This is a genomic window from Nostoc flagelliforme FACHB-838 (assembly GCF_014698065.1).
Lineage (GTDB): Bacteria > Cyanobacteriota > Cyanobacteriia > Cyanobacteriales > Nostocaceae > Nostoc > Nostoc flagelliforme_B.
In genome coordinates, this window is the sequence record NZ_JACJSI010000028.1 from 1 (window position 1) to 15,882 (window position 15,882).

The 15,882-nt window shown below is 38.7% G+C and carries 14 protein-coding genes and 1 pseudogene; 5 read left to right on the forward strand and 10 right to left on the reverse strand.

What is annotated here, in order from left to right:
• A pseudogene (locus H6G97_RS15770) lies at positions 1 to 136 on the forward strand (IS630 family transposase); the annotation flags it as partial.
• A 347-nt stretch (positions 137 to 483) separates the two neighbouring features.
• On the opposite strand, the gene H6G97_RS15775 reads toward H6G97_RS15770, so the two are convergent.
• The 5 genes from H6G97_RS15775 to H6G97_RS15795 form a co-directional block, all read right to left on the reverse strand.
• Positions 484 to 1,101 carry a hypothetical protein gene (locus H6G97_RS15775; RefSeq protein WP_190941694.1) on the reverse strand — a complete coding sequence of 206 codons (618 nt, stop codon included), beginning with the start codon at positions 1,099 to 1,101 and terminating at the stop codon, positions 484 to 486.
• The gene (locus tag H6G97_RS15780; RefSeq protein WP_190941695.1) at positions 1,082 to 1,246 is read right to left on the reverse strand and encodes a hypothetical protein; all 165 of its coding nucleotides are present in this window, start codon (positions 1,244 to 1,246) and stop codon (positions 1,082 to 1,084) included. Before H6G97_RS15780 ends, H6G97_RS15775 begins: the two co-directional genes overlap by 20 nt.
• A gap of 381 nt (positions 1,247 to 1,627) precedes the next feature.
• On the reverse strand, positions 1,628 to 2,149 hold the full coding sequence (locus H6G97_RS15785; RefSeq protein WP_190941696.1) for a hypothetical protein: 522 nt from the start codon (positions 2,147 to 2,149) through the stop codon (positions 1,628 to 1,630).
• 67 nt (positions 2,150 to 2,216) lie between these two features.
• Positions 2,217 to 2,654 (reverse strand): hypothetical protein, encoded by a 438-nt coding sequence (locus H6G97_RS15790; RefSeq protein WP_190941697.1) that lies wholly within the window; start codon positions 2,652 to 2,654, stop codon positions 2,217 to 2,219.
• Between the two features lie 123 nt (positions 2,655 to 2,777).
• Positions 2,778 to 3,647, reverse strand: coding sequence for a DUF2382 domain-containing protein (locus tag H6G97_RS15795; RefSeq protein ID WP_190941698.1), 870 nt, complete (start codon positions 3,645 to 3,647; stop codon positions 2,778 to 2,780).
• 615 nt (positions 3,648 to 4,262) lie between these two features.
• On the opposite strand from H6G97_RS15795, the gene H6G97_RS15800 reads away from it, so the two are divergent.
• The 4 genes from H6G97_RS15800 (at position 4,263) to H6G97_RS15815 (ending at position 8,349) form a co-directional block, all read left to right on the forward strand.
• Positions 4,263 to 4,718 (forward strand): CAAD domain-containing protein, encoded by a 456-nt coding sequence (locus tag H6G97_RS15800; RefSeq protein ID WP_190941699.1) that lies wholly within the window; start codon positions 4,263 to 4,265, stop codon positions 4,716 to 4,718.
• Positions 4,719 to 4,953: 235 nt separating this feature from the next.
• Positions 4,954 to 5,436: a hypothetical protein gene (locus H6G97_RS15805; protein ID WP_190941700.1), complete on the forward strand. Its 483-nt coding sequence runs from the start codon at positions 4,954 to 4,956 to the stop codon at positions 5,434 to 5,436.
• Between the two features lie 442 nt (positions 5,437 to 5,878).
• Positions 5,879 to 6,583, forward strand: coding sequence for a hypothetical protein (locus H6G97_RS15810; RefSeq protein WP_190941701.1), 705 nt, complete (start codon positions 5,879 to 5,881; stop codon positions 6,581 to 6,583).
• A 275-nt stretch (positions 6,584 to 6,858) separates the two neighbouring features.
• Complete coding sequence (locus tag H6G97_RS15815; protein WP_242054945.1) at positions 6,859 to 8,349, forward strand: helix-turn-helix domain-containing protein; 1,491 nt, start codon at positions 6,859 to 6,861, stop codon at positions 8,347 to 8,349.
• Positions 8,350 to 8,535: 186 nt separating this feature from the next.
• Here the strand turns inward: H6G97_RS15815 and H6G97_RS15820 are convergent, their stop codons facing one another.
• From H6G97_RS15820 to H6G97_RS15845, 5 genes are all read right to left on the reverse strand, one after another.
• Positions 8,536 to 9,000: a CYTH domain-containing protein gene (locus H6G97_RS15820; protein WP_190941702.1), complete on the reverse strand. Its 465-nt coding sequence runs from the start codon at positions 8,998 to 9,000 to the stop codon at positions 8,536 to 8,538.
• 557 nt (positions 9,001 to 9,557) lie between these two features.
• Positions 9,558 to 10,244 carry a DUF6875 domain-containing protein gene (locus H6G97_RS15830; RefSeq protein ID WP_190941703.1) on the reverse strand — a complete coding sequence of 229 codons (687 nt, stop codon included), beginning with the start codon at positions 10,242 to 10,244 and terminating at the stop codon, positions 9,558 to 9,560.
• 823 nt (positions 10,245 to 11,067) lie between these two features.
• Positions 11,068 to 11,916, reverse strand: a complete 849-nt coding sequence (locus H6G97_RS15835; RefSeq protein ID WP_190941704.1) for an SDR family oxidoreductase — start codon at positions 11,914 to 11,916, stop codon at positions 11,068 to 11,070.
• Between the two features lie 762 nt (positions 11,917 to 12,678).
• Positions 12,679 to 13,722 carry a J domain-containing protein gene (locus H6G97_RS15840; protein ID WP_190941705.1) on the reverse strand — a complete coding sequence of 348 codons (1,044 nt, stop codon included), beginning with the start codon at positions 13,720 to 13,722 and terminating at the stop codon, positions 12,679 to 12,681.
• A gap of 461 nt (positions 13,723 to 14,183) precedes the next feature.
• Positions 14,184 to 15,857, reverse strand: coding sequence for an alpha/beta hydrolase (locus H6G97_RS15845; RefSeq protein ID WP_190941706.1), 1,674 nt, complete (start codon positions 15,855 to 15,857; stop codon positions 14,184 to 14,186).
• Positions 15,858 to 15,882: the final 25 nt, after the last annotated feature.

Here is a 15,882-nt window from a genome sequence, read left to right on the forward strand (position 1 = left end):
GCAAGCAAAACGATTAATTAGAGAGTTTTATTTTTTCTGTCATTCTTTTACCGTAGTCAAGGCGTTATTTGAGCTATCGATTCATTGTCAAGTTTTTGACTTCTCCAAACTTCATGAGTATGGTGTTTTCTCATAAATCATTTAGGATTGCTATATCAGAATTGTTACTGTTATCCGTGCCATCAGAAAGCGATAAAAAGTAATTAGTATTCCCTTCTTGTGCTCAGATACCTACATAATAAGTACCTGGAGACAATTGAAAGTCTTTAGATATATCGCCTACAAGACTCTTGTCAGAATTGAATACATCAGGATTTCTAGAACTTAAAACATTTCCACTACTATCAAATACTTGCTCAAGTACACTTTTAGAAAAGCTATAGTTAAATATTCTAAAAGTGCTAGTTTAATTTAAATCGAAACGATAGTAGTCAAAAGGATCAGATGAGCCGACGTTTTCAAGTACACGAGTATAATTTGGATTTATTGGCAATTGGCGAGGCTAAATGCATTTCCGGCATAGTCATTAGCAGCTTGGCGTCCTTCAAATACACCACTAAAACCAAAGTGTTCTACTAAATTAATACCTTGCAAAAAAGCTAAATCTGGATTGTTGGCTTTATAGTATCCAGCATCAAAAGAGGGCGAAGATTTACGTCCCTCATTTATCCCATTTATTTCAAAATGCTGTAACAACTGGCTGTTACTTAAATTAGTCAAGTCTTGGTTGTTAGCACGATAGTAGTTGAAATCAAACAATGGTGAAAACTGACGTCCTTCGTTTATTCCATTGATTTCAAAATGATTCAATAGTTGAGAGTTACTTAAGGAATATAGGTCAGAGTTATAGTTTTTATACTTGATTAGATTAAAAAATGCAGAAAAAGAACGCCCTTCTGAAATACCAGCGTCTTTGAGATGAATAAATAATTGTTCATTGTTAAAGCCTGTAAGGTCGCTATTGTTAGCGCGATAGTAGTTAAGACTAACGTTGGGCGAAAAACTACGTCCCTCAGCTACTCCGTGATTCACTAGATGATTCAATAATTGTCCGTTGTTGAAGTCTGGTAGGTCAGAACTACTAGCCCGGTAGAAACTCAAATTGATCAGCGGTGAGAATGAACGACCTTCTTAGACCATAGCTTTGGAAGTGTGACAAAGCTTGAGCATCATTAAAACCAGCTAAGTCTTGATGGGCAGCACGATAGAAACCGACATCAAACAGATTTGAGATACTTAGAGCCATATTATCAAATATCCAAAAGTTATTTTTACAAAGCGCATTACATAACACTACGCAGTATTATAAACTAAGTAAGAGTAAGCATCTCTTGATACTAAAAAATAAATTTAATGATTACAGGGGAACGACCAAGGCAAACGCATCTAAATTAGTCTTGACCACGACCAAGATTAGAAATCAACGAAAGAATCAGTATTTCTCGCTTAGTCTAGTTTGCAGAACTCAAAGCAATGCGTGCGAGGGGCTACGCCAACGCCTAAAGTTTTAGCAATAAGCATAAGTTAATGAGATTGATTTAGGCTCTATCGAGAATATACTGCCCTTGTTGACATAATGCGGCCGCCCTGGGCGAACGACCTTTTCTCCGCCTAGCAGTGGAAATGCTTACTTATGACGACCAAACCATTTAGAGGCGATCGCTCCTAAAGCTGCTCCAACCATTGGATTACTGAGAAACTTCAGAATTGCTGGTTGTTCAGCCATCACTTCTTGGAAGATGTCAGGATGGCTATGATATGTGAAAGATGCCAGCTTACTGAGGTCATCTGCACTTATGCGGTTAGGGTTGTGGGTAGAAAGCCCCAAATCTCGCTCCAGATGCCGCTCGTCTAGACCTCTTTGCTTTAAGTGTTTGAAAAATGCCCGTGCAACATCATCCCGTTCATTAGGCTTAATCTGAGCGATCGCCTTTTGAAGTTCTGGCTCCAGCTGGCTTGGTGGAATGCTGTTATGGTTGAAAGATTTACTAAACAATTGCCGACGTTGATCGTGAGATGAACGCTGGGCAAAATCGTCAAAATTTTGGTATTCCTGAGTTGGGTCAGATGAAACATCATCTAAAGACTCTGTATTACCGTGAGCCAACTCGTTGAGAATTTCGCGTTTATACTTGTCACTGCTGCTCATTTTAAATGTCTCCTTTTTATACTTGCAATCAACTGATCAACTCAGGTTTTCTCCAAAAAATGAGTCCCTATTTATACTCGATTTGCTGAGATTGCACATCATACTGAGCCGTCAAAATCAGTTTTTTGTCTGGTGCATACATCAAAACTTTTAAGTCTTGATTGGGGAAATTTTTGTGAAAACCTTGGAGTAAGGATTTTGCTAATGGTCGCACTTCGGTCGGGCGAACTTGAGGCGCAATCACGACACCTAACTTATTGTTGTCACGTACATAAGCATCTTGGACAATTCCTTTGGCTGTGCTGACAACCCAGTTCCCAAAATCTTGACCCTGTACACTGTTACCGCGTGACAACAAGGCATAGTCGGCACTATGACTGATTCCAGACGGTAATTGAGTTGGTTGTTTAGCTTGAACAGTACCACTACAGGCGGCAGTCGTTGTTAGTACTAATACCAAGACTAAAGCTGTTAAAACCCGACGAAACTTTTGAATTATTTTCAATTTAACCACCTCGTCTAAACTAATGACTCTTCTGCAATATCAATCGAAAGTATTTGGAGTAGAAGTAGATAGAAAACCCGCTCCTACTAGCTCAAAAGCAATGACCTTTGTAGTTTAAGTAGGTTAACCCCGGTCAGTTTTATTCTCTATTCGAGTTCCATCAGTATCAACATCTAATTCTTCGCGTCGAATGGTTTCTTGAGCTTCAACGGTTTCTTTGTCTACAACTTTCTGCACTTTGACTTCTTCGCGCAAAAAAGCTTCCTTTTGGATGTCTGGAACTTCTTCATAGAGGTCTATATGCGCTACCTCGCCCTCGCGGAAGTCCGTCGCTTCAGCAGACACAACTTTGCCTGTGTCTTGAGAAGTCACTCGCTCAATCACGACTCGCTCTTTTTCCACCGGAACAGCAACTCTTGCAGTTTCGGTTTCAACATGCTTACTAATCAATACTTCTCCGCTTTTCCGGCGCTGTTTATTAGCAACTAGCCTTTCTTGGTAGAGTTTGAAGGTTTGATCTTCGTGAGCGCTGACATCATACAGATCCGCGTCATCTGCGTAAGTGTAGCTGTTAGGATTAGGACTAGGAGTAGTGCGGCCAGCTGTCGCTCCTAGCGTGGCTGAACTTTCTACAGACGGTGTGCGATATCCTCCACGCACCTGCTCTTCATAGTCGTAGTCAAGCGTTGTATGCTCTTGATATTCAGGTAAATTTTCCGCTTGCTCTCTTGTTATACCAACGACATATACACGGTTTGCTGTAGAGTCAATACGCGATTTACCAACTGGTAGTAAGATTTTCTTGCCAAAAATCCAAAAGCCTATATCAACAATTAAATAGCGGAATGCTCCTTGGTCATCTACTACAGCATCATTTACTGTACCAATCTTCTCATCAGTTCCTTGAACATACACACCCATTCCTTTAATGTCGTTACCTTCAAAAGTATTACGGTAGTCGGGATCAAATTCATCTATTTTTTGGAGTGGCATTATTTTATTCCTTGAAATCTCCCTGTGTCTTTCTATAAATTACACAATTTAGTTTCTATACATCTTCTCTCTGAAGATTGAGTTAAATCATCTTGATATTTAATCAATCGAAGTAATTAAATATAGTCTTACAACCCACAAGTATGATAAAAAACAGGTTTTTAGTATTAATGTATTACTATTTATAAAATTTATTTTAATTAAATTTTTGTAAATACTGTGACTAGTTTCTAGCATTTATGTGACTAGCTTCTAGCAGCAAATATCAAAACTAAAATTAGCCAAATCAATACATACTATCAAACCTAGCTAGTTGGATCTGCTTATTAACACCTTACACTGAAATCCAATATCCTTACATTGTTAAAAATTTATTTGCTTAAGTTGTAATACTTGCTCTATCACACTTATAGAAGACAAAATCTATGCCAAAAGATTGATGAGAAGGAAATTTAAAAATGCCTAAATATTATTAAAGTCCTAATAAGTTTGTAAATATTTAGCTGTGCCGCTAAGGAGTAAGAAATCTAGTTGCAAAGCAAGTGTTGCAAAAATTGATAATAACAGAGTGTAAACTTTAAAACTGCTCTTATTGCAGAAAATCAGGAGATAATTATGGATACAAAATTACACCAAGATCAGTATGTCGATACTGCCTCCGCAAACCAGATAGAAGCACTTAAAGGTTCAGAGCCGGGAAACCTGGCAATGTTGCCACCCGCCTCAGAAAATGAAGAACAATGGCAAAAAATTGGTAGCCAGATTTCTATATTTTTGGCAAAAATACCTGAGTACATAGCTAGATTCTACCAAGAATACAAATTGCTGATTATTAGCTTTGCGTTGCTTGTGATAACAGTTACGGCACTAAGAATTTTTCTAGCGGTACTCAACGCCATAAATGATATTCCCCTAGTTTCTCCATTTCTCCAATTAATTGGACTTGGTTACACAATTTGGTTTACTTTCCGCTATTTGCTCAAAGATTCCACTCGGCAAGAATTAGCAGTAGATATTCGCTTGCTTAAAAAACAAATTCTAGGCATAGAAGAATCAGAGACTTTAAGCTAACTACTAAAGTATCGTGGCGGATACAGTGTATTTGAACTTCTGGTCAAGTAAAAAGCTGAGTTTTGCTTGACCATTGTATAAAACTGTAAATTCCTAGTGTTCTTCTCTAACGAGACGCTACACGTTGGCGGAAGCCTCTTGTAAAGATGGCGGTTCGATAAATTAAGCTTTTTAGCACCTTTGCGTAAGTCCTATCTTATACCATATCAGCTAAATTAGCCGGAAAAGAAAATGTATGATCAAGACAAATAGATTAGCTTCGCTGACAACAACAGTATTTCTTTCAACATTACTAACAATCCCTCTGCTTAATAGCTGCGGCGGAGGTTCCCAAAATGCTACGCAACCTCCAATTGACGATACTGTTGGGAGAAATTTAAATAATCGCGCCCCCGTAAATCAACCCCAAGCTAGGAGGGGATTAAATACAGGGCAGAAAGTGGCAATCTTGGCAGGAGCTGCTGGACTTTACTACCTCTACAATCAGCGAAAGAATGCCCAAGGAACGGGAGCGCAGGGGAAATACTACCTTTCTAAGAATGGGCGTGTTTACTATCGAGATGCTCAAAATCGCCCTGTTTGGGTAACACCGCCACAAGAGGGCATTCGTGTTCCAGAAGAGGAAGCGCAACAATACCGGGACTTTCAAGGATACAACAACAGACCCACAGGACGAGACTTAAGGGGTTTGGGTGCAGGTACTGTTCCGACAAATTAATTTTTGTACAGATTATAAATAGATGGCGTTTAACCGTCATTCTATTTTTTAATAGAAACTTTTTCCGTATTTTAAAGTTAATAATACTCCTAATGGTCTTTTATTACTTTTAAAAAATAAAATATTTGTAGGTTGGGTTTCGTTCCTCAACCCAACCTACGCCTAAATTTATGAAAACTCTTTTTTTAAAGTTTTATATTAGTATATAGAAATCTTATTTAATTATTAAAAAGATTTTGACCTCTAATTTTTGTACAACAGGGTTTTGAATTTCAGGATGCTTTCAAAATTTAAGTTGGACTTTTATATACTAATAGTTATAATTTTCTCAAGGTAACAGTAACCTTTGATAGATGATTTTGAAAAAATATAACAATTAATATGTTGAAAGTAATTACTTTACCGTTGATAGTTTAGTGAAATAACAGTTTAGGAGCCACAAATGAATCTATTAGAAAAAATCTTCGGTGGCGGTGAGACACCAGAAAATGACTACCGCAATTTTGTTAACCGCTATGAGCAAGGTTTACCTCATGAGGGATACTCAGATGAAGAAGTTTTAAACCGTTATCAGCAAGTATCTAGACAGTTACCTCCAGACCTTTATCAGGAATCTGCACAAGAAGCCTTTAGTCGGATGTCACCACAAGAGCGGATGCAGTTTGGTCGCTCTCTTCAACAGCAGACGCGCTCTTCAAACTTGAATTTTCCCGATCTAAACCAAGATGGTATAGACGATCGCTTTCAAGACCCAAATTATCTTGCTCAAACGACAGGCCGGGTTCACCAGCAACAACCAGATATACTCAGTCAAATTATGAGTGGTGCTACGGGGAGCTTTATGGGTGGTCAAGGTAGTAACATTATGAGCAATCCATTAGCGAAGGGAGCGATGGCTGGTATCGCCGCTTTAGCTATGAAAAAGTTGATGCAAAGAGGCAACCAAGGAAATTCCGGGCAGTATGGTAACGTCCGTCCAGCTAGCCAAGACCCCTACGGCGATCCGGCGGATTACGGGCAGTATGGTAACGTCCGTCCAGCTAGCCAAGACCCCTACGGCGATCCGGCGGATTACAGGCAGTATGGTAATATCCGCCCAGCTAGCGAAGACCCCTATGGAGATCCGGCTGACCAACAGTACCGCTAGTAACCTCAAGCAGCAAAGCTGCAATTCGTAATTACAATCAGTGAATGCTTAAACTCATCACTGATAATTATGGTCAAGTAAAAATCAATTTTTTTACTTGACCACTTTTTATTAGATTAGTATCACTTAGTAGAAAATCTCTTGGATTATTGGTGGTGTTTAAAGTGACGAAACTCGGCTGAGAGTTATATTATAGCAAGGTCAATCTGAAGAAACTCAGTCTTTATTTTATCATTGTAAATTACCTAAGTGAGCAGCAGATTGGTAGTAGAAAAATGAAACAGTTAGCAAAAACATTATATTGTAAATTTCTGCATCTATTTCACCAGGTAATGGGAATTACCATTTCCCATAATCCAAATTCAAGGGAAACTAATGTTGCTATTGATGAAGAATCTCTGGAACACTCAAATACTCAACTAAAAAAGCAAATTCCTCTTCAAGATAGAGTTAATAAATCTGAACAAAATTTAGAATTAAATTACCAGGATTCAGCAAAACCTCGGCAATTCAAAAAAGCTTCTTTATTTCCTGATAGTAAGACTAATGTTGCTGCATTGTCGCTAGTTTTGTATGGAGTTGCTGAAGTCTTATCTCAAAAAATGAATCTGTCATGGAAAAGTCAGGTAAATAATACTTTTAGTTACGAAAAAGAAGCTGAAACTGGAAAAGGAAAAATCTTTTACTATGTAACAGATAATCCCGAAACTCCACAACCAGAAACTCTGGCAGAAGAGGCAGCTTTAGTTGTTATAGACGAATTTGATCCAAGGGCCTGTGCTATTCACCTGATTTACTGTGCCCTAGTAGCTAGCTTAGATAAACCTTGGTCAGGCAATTTTGTAATTGATGACAAGCAACTACTTGAATACACAGGGCTTGTGAAACGCAGGGATTTATGCAAGCATGAAAAATTGAGTATTTTGTACTCCTTGTTACGGCAACCTGCTCAAGTACTAGCTTGTATTGCATGGCCTAAACAGGAGAAAGCTGGAGCTTTTACTGTTGCTGATTTAAAGATTTGGGACATCAGCATAATACGGGATTTTGAAACAGATAAAGCTGGCAATAACAAGCTAGTGGGTTTAAAGGTAATAGGTCAAGCTGGAGTATGGACAAAATACTTCCTCAACAAATCTAAATACCACTACTACACTGGAATTATTACCAAGAAAACCGTACAGAAACTATTTAGTATTGGTAAACAAAATGCTGGCGCGGCTAGAATGCTAGTTTGGCTAACCTTCCAAATTAAACCGGAATTGCAGGATTGTGTAATGGGCAAGACTCTGATGGAGATTGCTTACGGTGCAGAGAAAGTGTCAACAGCAGAGCAAGATAGACAGCTTAGACGGCAAATGGCTGATGATTTGGAAACTGACTTGAAAGTTGTCAAAGAAGCTGGATGGCAAGCAGAACTGGAAACAGGCCCAGCTTGGTTAACAAGCAGCAAAACTGCTAAAAGACCTATAGGTTACTGGAATCAAATACTCAATTCTAGATGGCGTTTTCATTTACCAGCAGAAGCACAGGAACGCTTGACCGTGGACTCGAATCAGCTAAGTGCAAACAATATCCAGCCTCTATCAGGTAATGTCATTAGAGAAGCGAGAAAAGCAAAAGGCTGGTCTAGAGCGTTTTTCGCTACAACGATGGAGAAAAGCGTTTCCTGGGTTGATGCAGTCGAGACGGGTACACGTCAGGTTTCTCAAAAGGACTTGCCCAAGTTGCTCAATACACTGGAACTACACCTTAACAGGTATTGATTTCAACTAAACTTTTCTTGGTTCTCTGAGGTAGTTTTTGCTACGTATTATTACTCATTGCAACTGCGTTGGGAGGCAGGGCATTGCAAGTGTTGAGGGGATAAAAGCTATTTCAGACTTGTGTGTACACGGTAGCCTTGGCAAAGAGAGGGGAGACAAATTAGTATCTCACCGATATTTCAGTAATTACCACTGGGAAAAAGGGTGTTTTACTAAATTACTGTTGAAATATCTGGCATCATCAGAAACTTCTTGCCCAATCCAGGTTGGTAGTTCAATTTGTTGATTTTCATCACTAAGTTCAACTTCTGCTAATATTAATCCTTTATTAACACCATCAAACTCATCTATTTCCCAAATTAAACCACGCCACTCTATTTTATATCTAACTTTTTCTATAAAGGGACGTTCGCACAACGTCTCAAGCATTTCTTGAGCATCTTCAACAGGAATAGGGTACTCAAACTCTAGTCTTGAATATTTAATACTGGGGCCTTTAATTGTCAAATAACTTTTTTTTCCTACTACACGTATACGTACAGCCACTTTGTCTTGTGTGGCAATGTATCCTTGACGATAGACACTGCCTTCAGCTAATCCTCTCCAGCTATCTCCTAAAACTAAATATTTCCGTTCTATTTCTTTCGCCATTTTATCTATTTGCTTTTATGTATGAAACAAGAGTATGCTTATAAACTAAATATTATCAACTTAATCGGAATTTTTATATTCTGTAGTAGGGGCGCAAGGCCTTGCGCCCCTACTTCTAGTTGGAGCAATAACGATTAGCTCTCCTTTGACAGTTAGTTTTAATTGTAAGCCTCAGCTAGCAAGTGCTTACTAAATTAACTACTCGTAAGAACTGTAAAGGGATGCAGTAAAGGTTACGACTGGCTGGGTATTGGTGGCAAACTTATAGCTAATATTAATGGATGAACCGACAGTCTGGCTGGATGTATCGGTTCAGGCGAGATTATTGAACTTGTTGCGATCGCCAGTACGTAATTTTCATCTCAGTGTGATTGTAGTAACACACGATTGCTGAAATTAGGGCTGAAAATAGAAGTTGCAATGCGATCGCCAAGTTAAAAGAGTTGTATCGCATCTACCTGCGAGAACATTTATAGACACTTTCTCTCACCACCTTTTCTGGAGGCGAAAAGCAACGGGTGAATATCGGTTGCGCCCAATCCCCAATTCAAACATATTTATATGCAATAACTCACCAAATTTTCTTTTTTAAGTTCTTCTTTCGCTAAAGCCAATGCTTGATGAGCATTTCTAAACTTTGTTTCATCTGTAAAATTCTGGCCAAAACGCTTTAAATAAGCTTCCAGATAACGAATACGTAAGTGTGGATCAGCCGGACTTTGAAGAAAGGGGAGGTCAGCTTCAACCATAAACCGGATAGCCAACAAGGGAATAGGGCTACGAAGTGGACGAAAGTTTGGGTTATGCAGACCAGGGCTTTCATTACGTTTATGAAATTCTCCTATCATCAATCCTGACTCAACAAACAAAGGCTTAAGTTTTTGTTGGATACTATCTATTTGTTTAGGAGCATCTTCTATATGAATGTCAGGAAAGATAAGTAAAAAAGCTTTGTTAATTGCTAATTCTTGCCCTTTAACATCCATCTCCAGAAAGATATCTCGGTAACGTTCAACAATCTTTTCTAATTGCTCTGGATACAAATGTTTTGTGTGAATAACTGCCAAACGAATACTATTTGATTTGAGAGAGTGAGGTACAAAAGGACAAACTGCGCCGGTTCTTCCTAACTTAGGATGAGGTCTTCCTAAAAAATTTTTAACCCACTCCATAATTTCAATTAAGTAAGGAAGGTCTTCGTGCCGCTGGAGTTGTTCGATTTCACGAGTTGTATATAGTTGCATGAGATTGAGTGAAACAGGTAATTTTTTAAGTCTGAATCCAAAATTAGTTTTGCAGGCTTACGTGCCTAAAGCTAATTATTAACTAAGTAAAAAAGCAAGCTTTTATCAAGCTCTTATCAAGCATTAATATTTTTTCACGTTGTGTTTGTCTGTAGCTTTGAGCAGATAAAAAGACTTTATCATTTTGATGAATTTAAATAAATTTACGCCACTAAAGACACGAACACCTTTTGCACCAAGCACTTGTGTTTATTATAGATTTGGCACTTTAACTAGGTTACAGATGTATTATCCAGCAGATGCTCCTAATTTTTTATACTCTTAAGCTTCTATTATTTTTGGCAAAAATATTATAAAGTTTATGCGTAGATAGTTATTTTTACTGTAAAAATTTAGTATTGCTTTAATAGCAACCATGAGTTTAATATCAAGTTTGTATAAACTTGTTTAGTTAAATATATAGATTCAATAAACTAACAGCAACCATGAGTTTAATATCAAGTTAGTATATTTTTTTTCAAATAAATATATGAACTCGATAAATAATAAATGGAAGTAATACTAATTTTGTATGAAGTTGCATAGAATCAAAAGGCTAGAAAGTATGCTTGGCAATCATTCCAGCTTTCTGTAGTTTCATGCAGCTTCACAATAATTTGGTATAAGCTATAATACTGTTTGCCACGACAACCAAAGAGATTAAGAATATTTCCTCCCAAATAATAGTCGCCATTAATAAGATGGTTTCAGTTTCAGAAATGCTGAAACGCATAGATTAAAAAAGCTGATTAAGCTTGTATTGATAGCTTTTTGGCGTTAGGGATTATAACCAGAACTGTCGATAATCTTCGACATACTGCCGTATGGTTAGCGGTGAACGATTAAGCAATTGCTGTGTATCAGATGTAATGTTGCCTGCTAATCCTAAACGAGCGGTAGTGTAGATTGCTATCATTATTAAAACAAAATCCATTGGCAACCCAGATAAGCGCATTTGTCGAACAAACTTTAGTAAAGAGGGATTGTACCGTATCGATTTACCTAAAACCGATGTGAAGATGTCTGCTACTTCGTAATAGGTTAAGGCTTCTGTACCCGTAAGGGGATATGCTTTTCCCTGATGCCCATCTTCAATTAAAGTACGAACTGCAACGGCAGCAATATCCCGCACATCAATGAAACTTGTTTTGCCATTACCAGCTGGCATTAGCAATTCACCACGAGCTTTGATGTCTTCTCTGTGTATGGTATTAAGATTTTGCATAAAAAAGCTGGCCCGTAAAAAGGTAGCTCTAATGCCCAATTGGTTGATATAGCGTTCAATTTTAGAGTGCGGCACAAAAGGGTTACGTTCGGCTCCCAGTATTGAAAGAAATACGATATGCTCAACGCCTGCAAGTTTTGCAGCATTTAAGACTGGGGCAATTTGTTGGCGAACGTTATTCAGGGCAGGCGGACGCACTAAAAAAAGTTTATTGACTTGAAGAAAAGCACGATCAAAGGTGTCGGGCTTGGTAAAGTCGAACGGGACGCTCTGAATATTGCTGCCTAATATCTGTTTAGCGCTGTTTGGATTTCTAACTGCGGCACAGACATCACAATTTTGGGATAGTAGTAAGCGAAAAACTTCTTGACCGACATTTCCAGTAGCACCCGTCACTAAAATTTTCATCAGAATCAGCTAAGTAATCGAACAAAAATATTTACAGTAATTGTGTAATTAATTATGTCTGACTACTTATTCCTGTTGGAGCGTACTGAAACTTAGTCATCAATAACACTGGAAGTTATCACCGAAGATATATAAAGAAAGTTATTAATTTACAAAAGCTACCGGGCAATCTATTGAGAGCCATTTAACATTTAATTGTAAATTATTTAATAAAATTAAAACATTCAGGCATATCTTGAACAAGCATCTAATTGCTGAGATCAGAACAGGAAAACACATTTATATATGAGTATATTCATTGGTATATAAGGAGGTGATCTGAAAAAATCATCTGCCAACAGTTATAAGTTAGTGATAGTTTATAGCGATCGCAACAAATCAGCCCATCCATGCCCTCTGGCTCCAATTAATAAGCTAATGAGCATTTAAATTGCATAAAAGCAAGCTTATAGCGGTTCCCATTCAAATGCGGTACAAATTATATCGCAAGGTGTAGGGGGCATGCCGTGCCCCTACGGGTGTACCTCACGTAAGAGGATGTTTGAAAAGTATTTCTCTGTAAATTTAGGCACTTTTGATCCCCCCTAACCCCCCTTAAAAAGGGGGGAACCAGAGTCAAAGTCCCCCTTTTTAAGGGGGATTTAGGGGGATCTAAAACTTTTGATACCGACAAGAGGACTTTTCAAACAACCTCTAAGTGAGAAACGCTATATAGCCGCTTACTACAAACGAATCAATCTGGAAAAATGAATAACAATTAGCTTATCTTATTAATTCTGATAACATCTGCTCAAGAATATCTTCCATAATTTCTTCGTCTAAGGCGTGCAAACTTGGTGGCCCAGCGAGGAATTCTTTGATAGTGATCTTCTGTTCTCTAAAGTCCTTGACAAAATCCCGAATCTGAGAAACAACGTTAATTTGATTGTCTATTGTTTCTACCATAATAGCCATAGAGTCAATGCCTTTTTTAGCAGCTTTACGAGAATCGGAAACCATCGTTCCTTCGGGAGTATTTTTTGCCAAACGTAGTTCCCGTTTCAAGTTTTCATATTGAGTGAGGAGAATTTGGTTTTGTTGAGAAAGAGTTCGACATTTCCGAGTTAAATCATCCTCGCTATTATTGTCAATAACTTCCCCAACTTGCTGAAGTAGCTCAATTTCTAAAAGTCTTGCTAAATCACCTTCTTGGTAGGCTTGATTGATTGATTTCATGATTTCTGTATAATATTTCTGTGTCTCGTTGTCTTTTACCTTGTCAGGGTGAAAGATTTCAGCTAACCTCAGAAATGTTTCACGAATTTTTCTTTTATCTTCTGTTCTAGCTCCAGACTGAGATTTTACAGACTCTTGTGTTTGCCAATGTTCATAGCCCTCTTCAGCAGTTTCTCTTGAAAAATCGGATTCGGGATTGTCAGACAATTCGTCTAGCTCTGTATTGAAGTGTTTGTGACTCGGTTTAAGACTAATAATCCCCGTCAACTGAAGATTAAGATAAACTGCCTCTATATTTTTGAGGGTTTGTTTCCCAAACTTTCTAGTAGTAAAAATTTCATCAAATAGAGCATGGATATCCTGGTCTAACTCAGCCATTTTTTGAAAACTGGGACTGGCTTTATGCAACATTTCTGTTGCAAAAATTCGCGTTTGCTCAACAAAGTTCTTCAGTTCTGTGCGCTTTCTCTTAATCTGTTTAAGTAGCGATTGGTGTTCTTTTTCTAGAAACTGTAAGCGGATATGTAATTGCGAAAGAGCTAGTGGAGTTGCTTTAGTTGAGTGTGATGGAGGTGGAGTTTTTCGAGGCATATATATAAAATTGATAATTTATTAACAAGGGTATAGGCTATCAGTAGAACCAGAATAAAAAACTTTACAAGGTATAGAGCAAGTATTTTTTATAAAAGACATCTCCAGAAATTAAATATGCATTATCCATAACCCTTATAGAGATGTAGTAGTGCTACGTCTCTATATTCATTTTTGAAGATGTCTAAAAAAGATTTTACCAGACACGTAGTGCGTTCGCCCTACAGCCCTTTGGGAATCCTACCGCGGGGCGTAATCGCGCAAAAACTTAGCGCTTAAGGACTTCCAGTTAAAAACATATCCCATCCGTGCAGTATGTGCCTAGGGATACGCAGAGTTGTTGGCGCAGCCTCTAGTAGAAAAGAGGCTACGCTATCCGAGGAAACTGACCTTCAGGAAACTCTTGGCAATACACTGGCTCCCCTACAAAAAAATTGGATATTTTTTTAATTGGAAGTCCCTTATTTGCCAACAAATTCTTTCACCACTGCCATAGCATCAGGAGGAATCTGCGTAATTAAGCGAAATGGGAATGCAGTCGTTGAAGCAAACTGGGCATAATCTGATGTCAGAAAGACAGCATAGTTTTTAGCTTCTGGAGTCATCTGGAAAGCAAAGGCCAAAGCTATAGCTTTAACGTACTTGCGGACATCAGCGGCTTGTTCACCTACAATTTCACCGCCACTAATCGGTGTATTTGGTTGTCCTATCTGATCCAAAGTTGTACTAGGGTCTTTTACACTCAGATGAGTAGCCCCAACTATACCAACTAGCCACTTTGGAGATGGGATTTTGTCAAATCCCACAATTTGTTCAGTTAAAGCTGGGGTGGTTTTATCTGCGGAACCTGCTAACACTAGGGTAGGAACTTGCACCTTAGTTAATCCAGTTTCGCCAAAGATCAGAGAAGTTGTAGGATTGAGTGCGATCACCTGTTTGATTCTGGTATCCCGTAGTTGATAGCTATTTTCTGGCAGTTGTTGAGCGATACACTGAATATTTTCTCCCAGACTCAAGATAGTTAAGTTCTCTTTACAACGTTGTTTGAGACGTTCCAGTTGTAACTCGGCTCCAGCAAGTGCTAAAGCTGTACTACCGCCCAAAGAATAGCCAATAACCATCGCTTTATTAGTTGCAAGTTTCCCTCGCAACGGATGATTAGCTGTTTGGTTGAGCTTTTCTAATTCGTCGAGGAGAAAACTAATATCTTGAGGGCGATACAAAAACTCCTGAGGCTTCATGACTCTGGTTTTGCCTTGTAATGCTGAATTAGTATTTGCCTCATTACTACCAGGATGTTCTAAAGCTGCTACTACATAACCGTGGGATGCTAAATGTTCAGCCAGGTAACGCAAATCTGTGCGGACTGACCCAAAGCCGTGAGAAAAGACAATTACGGGTTTGTCGGCAGTTGCAGCAGTTGAAGAGTAAATATCAACTGGAATTTTACGGTCGCGCTTTTGGTCATTCAGGCTGAGGTTGAGTACTTTTACTTGAGCTACTCCCGGCTGGCTGGGGTCAAAAGGAAAAGCAATCTGCGGTGTTCTGGGGTCGAGTTGGGGAGCGATGTCTGACGACAAGCCGTTACGGGTCAACGCTAGCATAAATTGTTGGGTGCGCCAGAAAGTTGTATTCAAACTCCCTACAACAACGAAAGCTTTTGGCAAATCAATTTCTAAGCGTTTACTGGGATAAGCAGCAATAAAACTCAGTATGGAAAGACCCTGCGGTGCAGTAGCACCTAGTACCAATCCTGCTCTCAGTGCTTGTACTCCAGCTTTATCCTTTCGGGCTAAGGCAGTAGCGAAATCATTGAGAATAGTTGTGCCAATCTGAGTATTAATTAACTTATCAAGTGTGACAACATTCATCGGTATATTCATCCCCAACGCTGCCAAGAAAGAGCGTCGTTGTTCTTCAGATAATCCTTGAGTGTAAGACTGCAAACTCTCAGGTAATTCCCCAGTTTTTGCAGCTTTTTGCAACTCAGCAAGAGAGATGGATTCTGTAAATAAACCCAGACGCACAACAACTGTGTCAGCCGCAGTGGCCGAAGTATTTGCCCCGAACTGTGTAAGTATAATTGCGCTAAAGAAACCCGCAACTGCCTTAAGACTTCCCCAACTTATTCTCATAAATATTTATACCAAGTGTTACTTA

Excerpts from the sequence above, each read along its gene's own strand:
- H6G97_RS15835 (WP_190941704.1), bottom strand. The coding sequence starts at position 11,916 with ATGAAAATTTTAGTGACGGGTGCTACTGGAAATGTCGGTCAAGAAGTT.
- H6G97_RS15795 (WP_190941698.1), bottom strand. The coding sequence starts at position 3,647 with ATGCCACTCCAAAAAATAGATGAATTTGATCCCGACTACCGTAATACT.
- H6G97_RS15800 (WP_190941699.1), top strand. The coding sequence starts at position 4,263 with ATGGATACAAAATTACACCAAGATCAGTATGTCGATACTGCCTCCGCA.
- H6G97_RS15815 (WP_242054945.1), top strand. The coding sequence starts at position 6,859 with ATGAAACAGTTAGCAAAAACATTATATTGTAAATTTCTGCATCTATTT.
- H6G97_RS15785 (WP_190941696.1), bottom strand. The coding sequence starts at position 2,149 with ATGAGCAGCAGTGACAAGTATAAACGCGAAATTCTCAACGAGTTGGCT.
- H6G97_RS15830 (WP_190941703.1), bottom strand. The coding sequence starts at position 10,244 with ATGCAACTATATACAACTCGTGAAATCGAACAACTCCAGCGGCACGAA.
- H6G97_RS15820 (WP_190941702.1), bottom strand. The coding sequence starts at position 9,000 with ATGGCGAAAGAAATAGAACGGAAATATTTAGTTTTAGGAGATAGCTGG.
- H6G97_RS15845 (WP_190941706.1), bottom strand. The coding sequence starts at position 15,857 with ATGAGAATAAGTTGGGGAAGTCTTAAGGCAGTTGCGGGTTTCTTTAGC.
- H6G97_RS15780 (WP_190941695.1), bottom strand. The coding sequence starts at position 1,246 with ATGGCTCTAAGTATCTCAAATCTGTTTGATGTCGGTTTCTATCGTGCT.
- H6G97_RS15840 (WP_190941705.1), bottom strand. The coding sequence starts at position 13,722 with ATGCCTCGAAAAACTCCACCTCCATCACACTCAACTAAAGCAACTCCA.
- H6G97_RS15810 (WP_190941701.1), top strand. The coding sequence starts at position 5,879 with ATGAATCTATTAGAAAAAATCTTCGGTGGCGGTGAGACACCAGAAAAT.
- H6G97_RS15805 (WP_190941700.1), top strand. The coding sequence starts at position 4,954 with ATGATCAAGACAAATAGATTAGCTTCGCTGACAACAACAGTATTTCTT.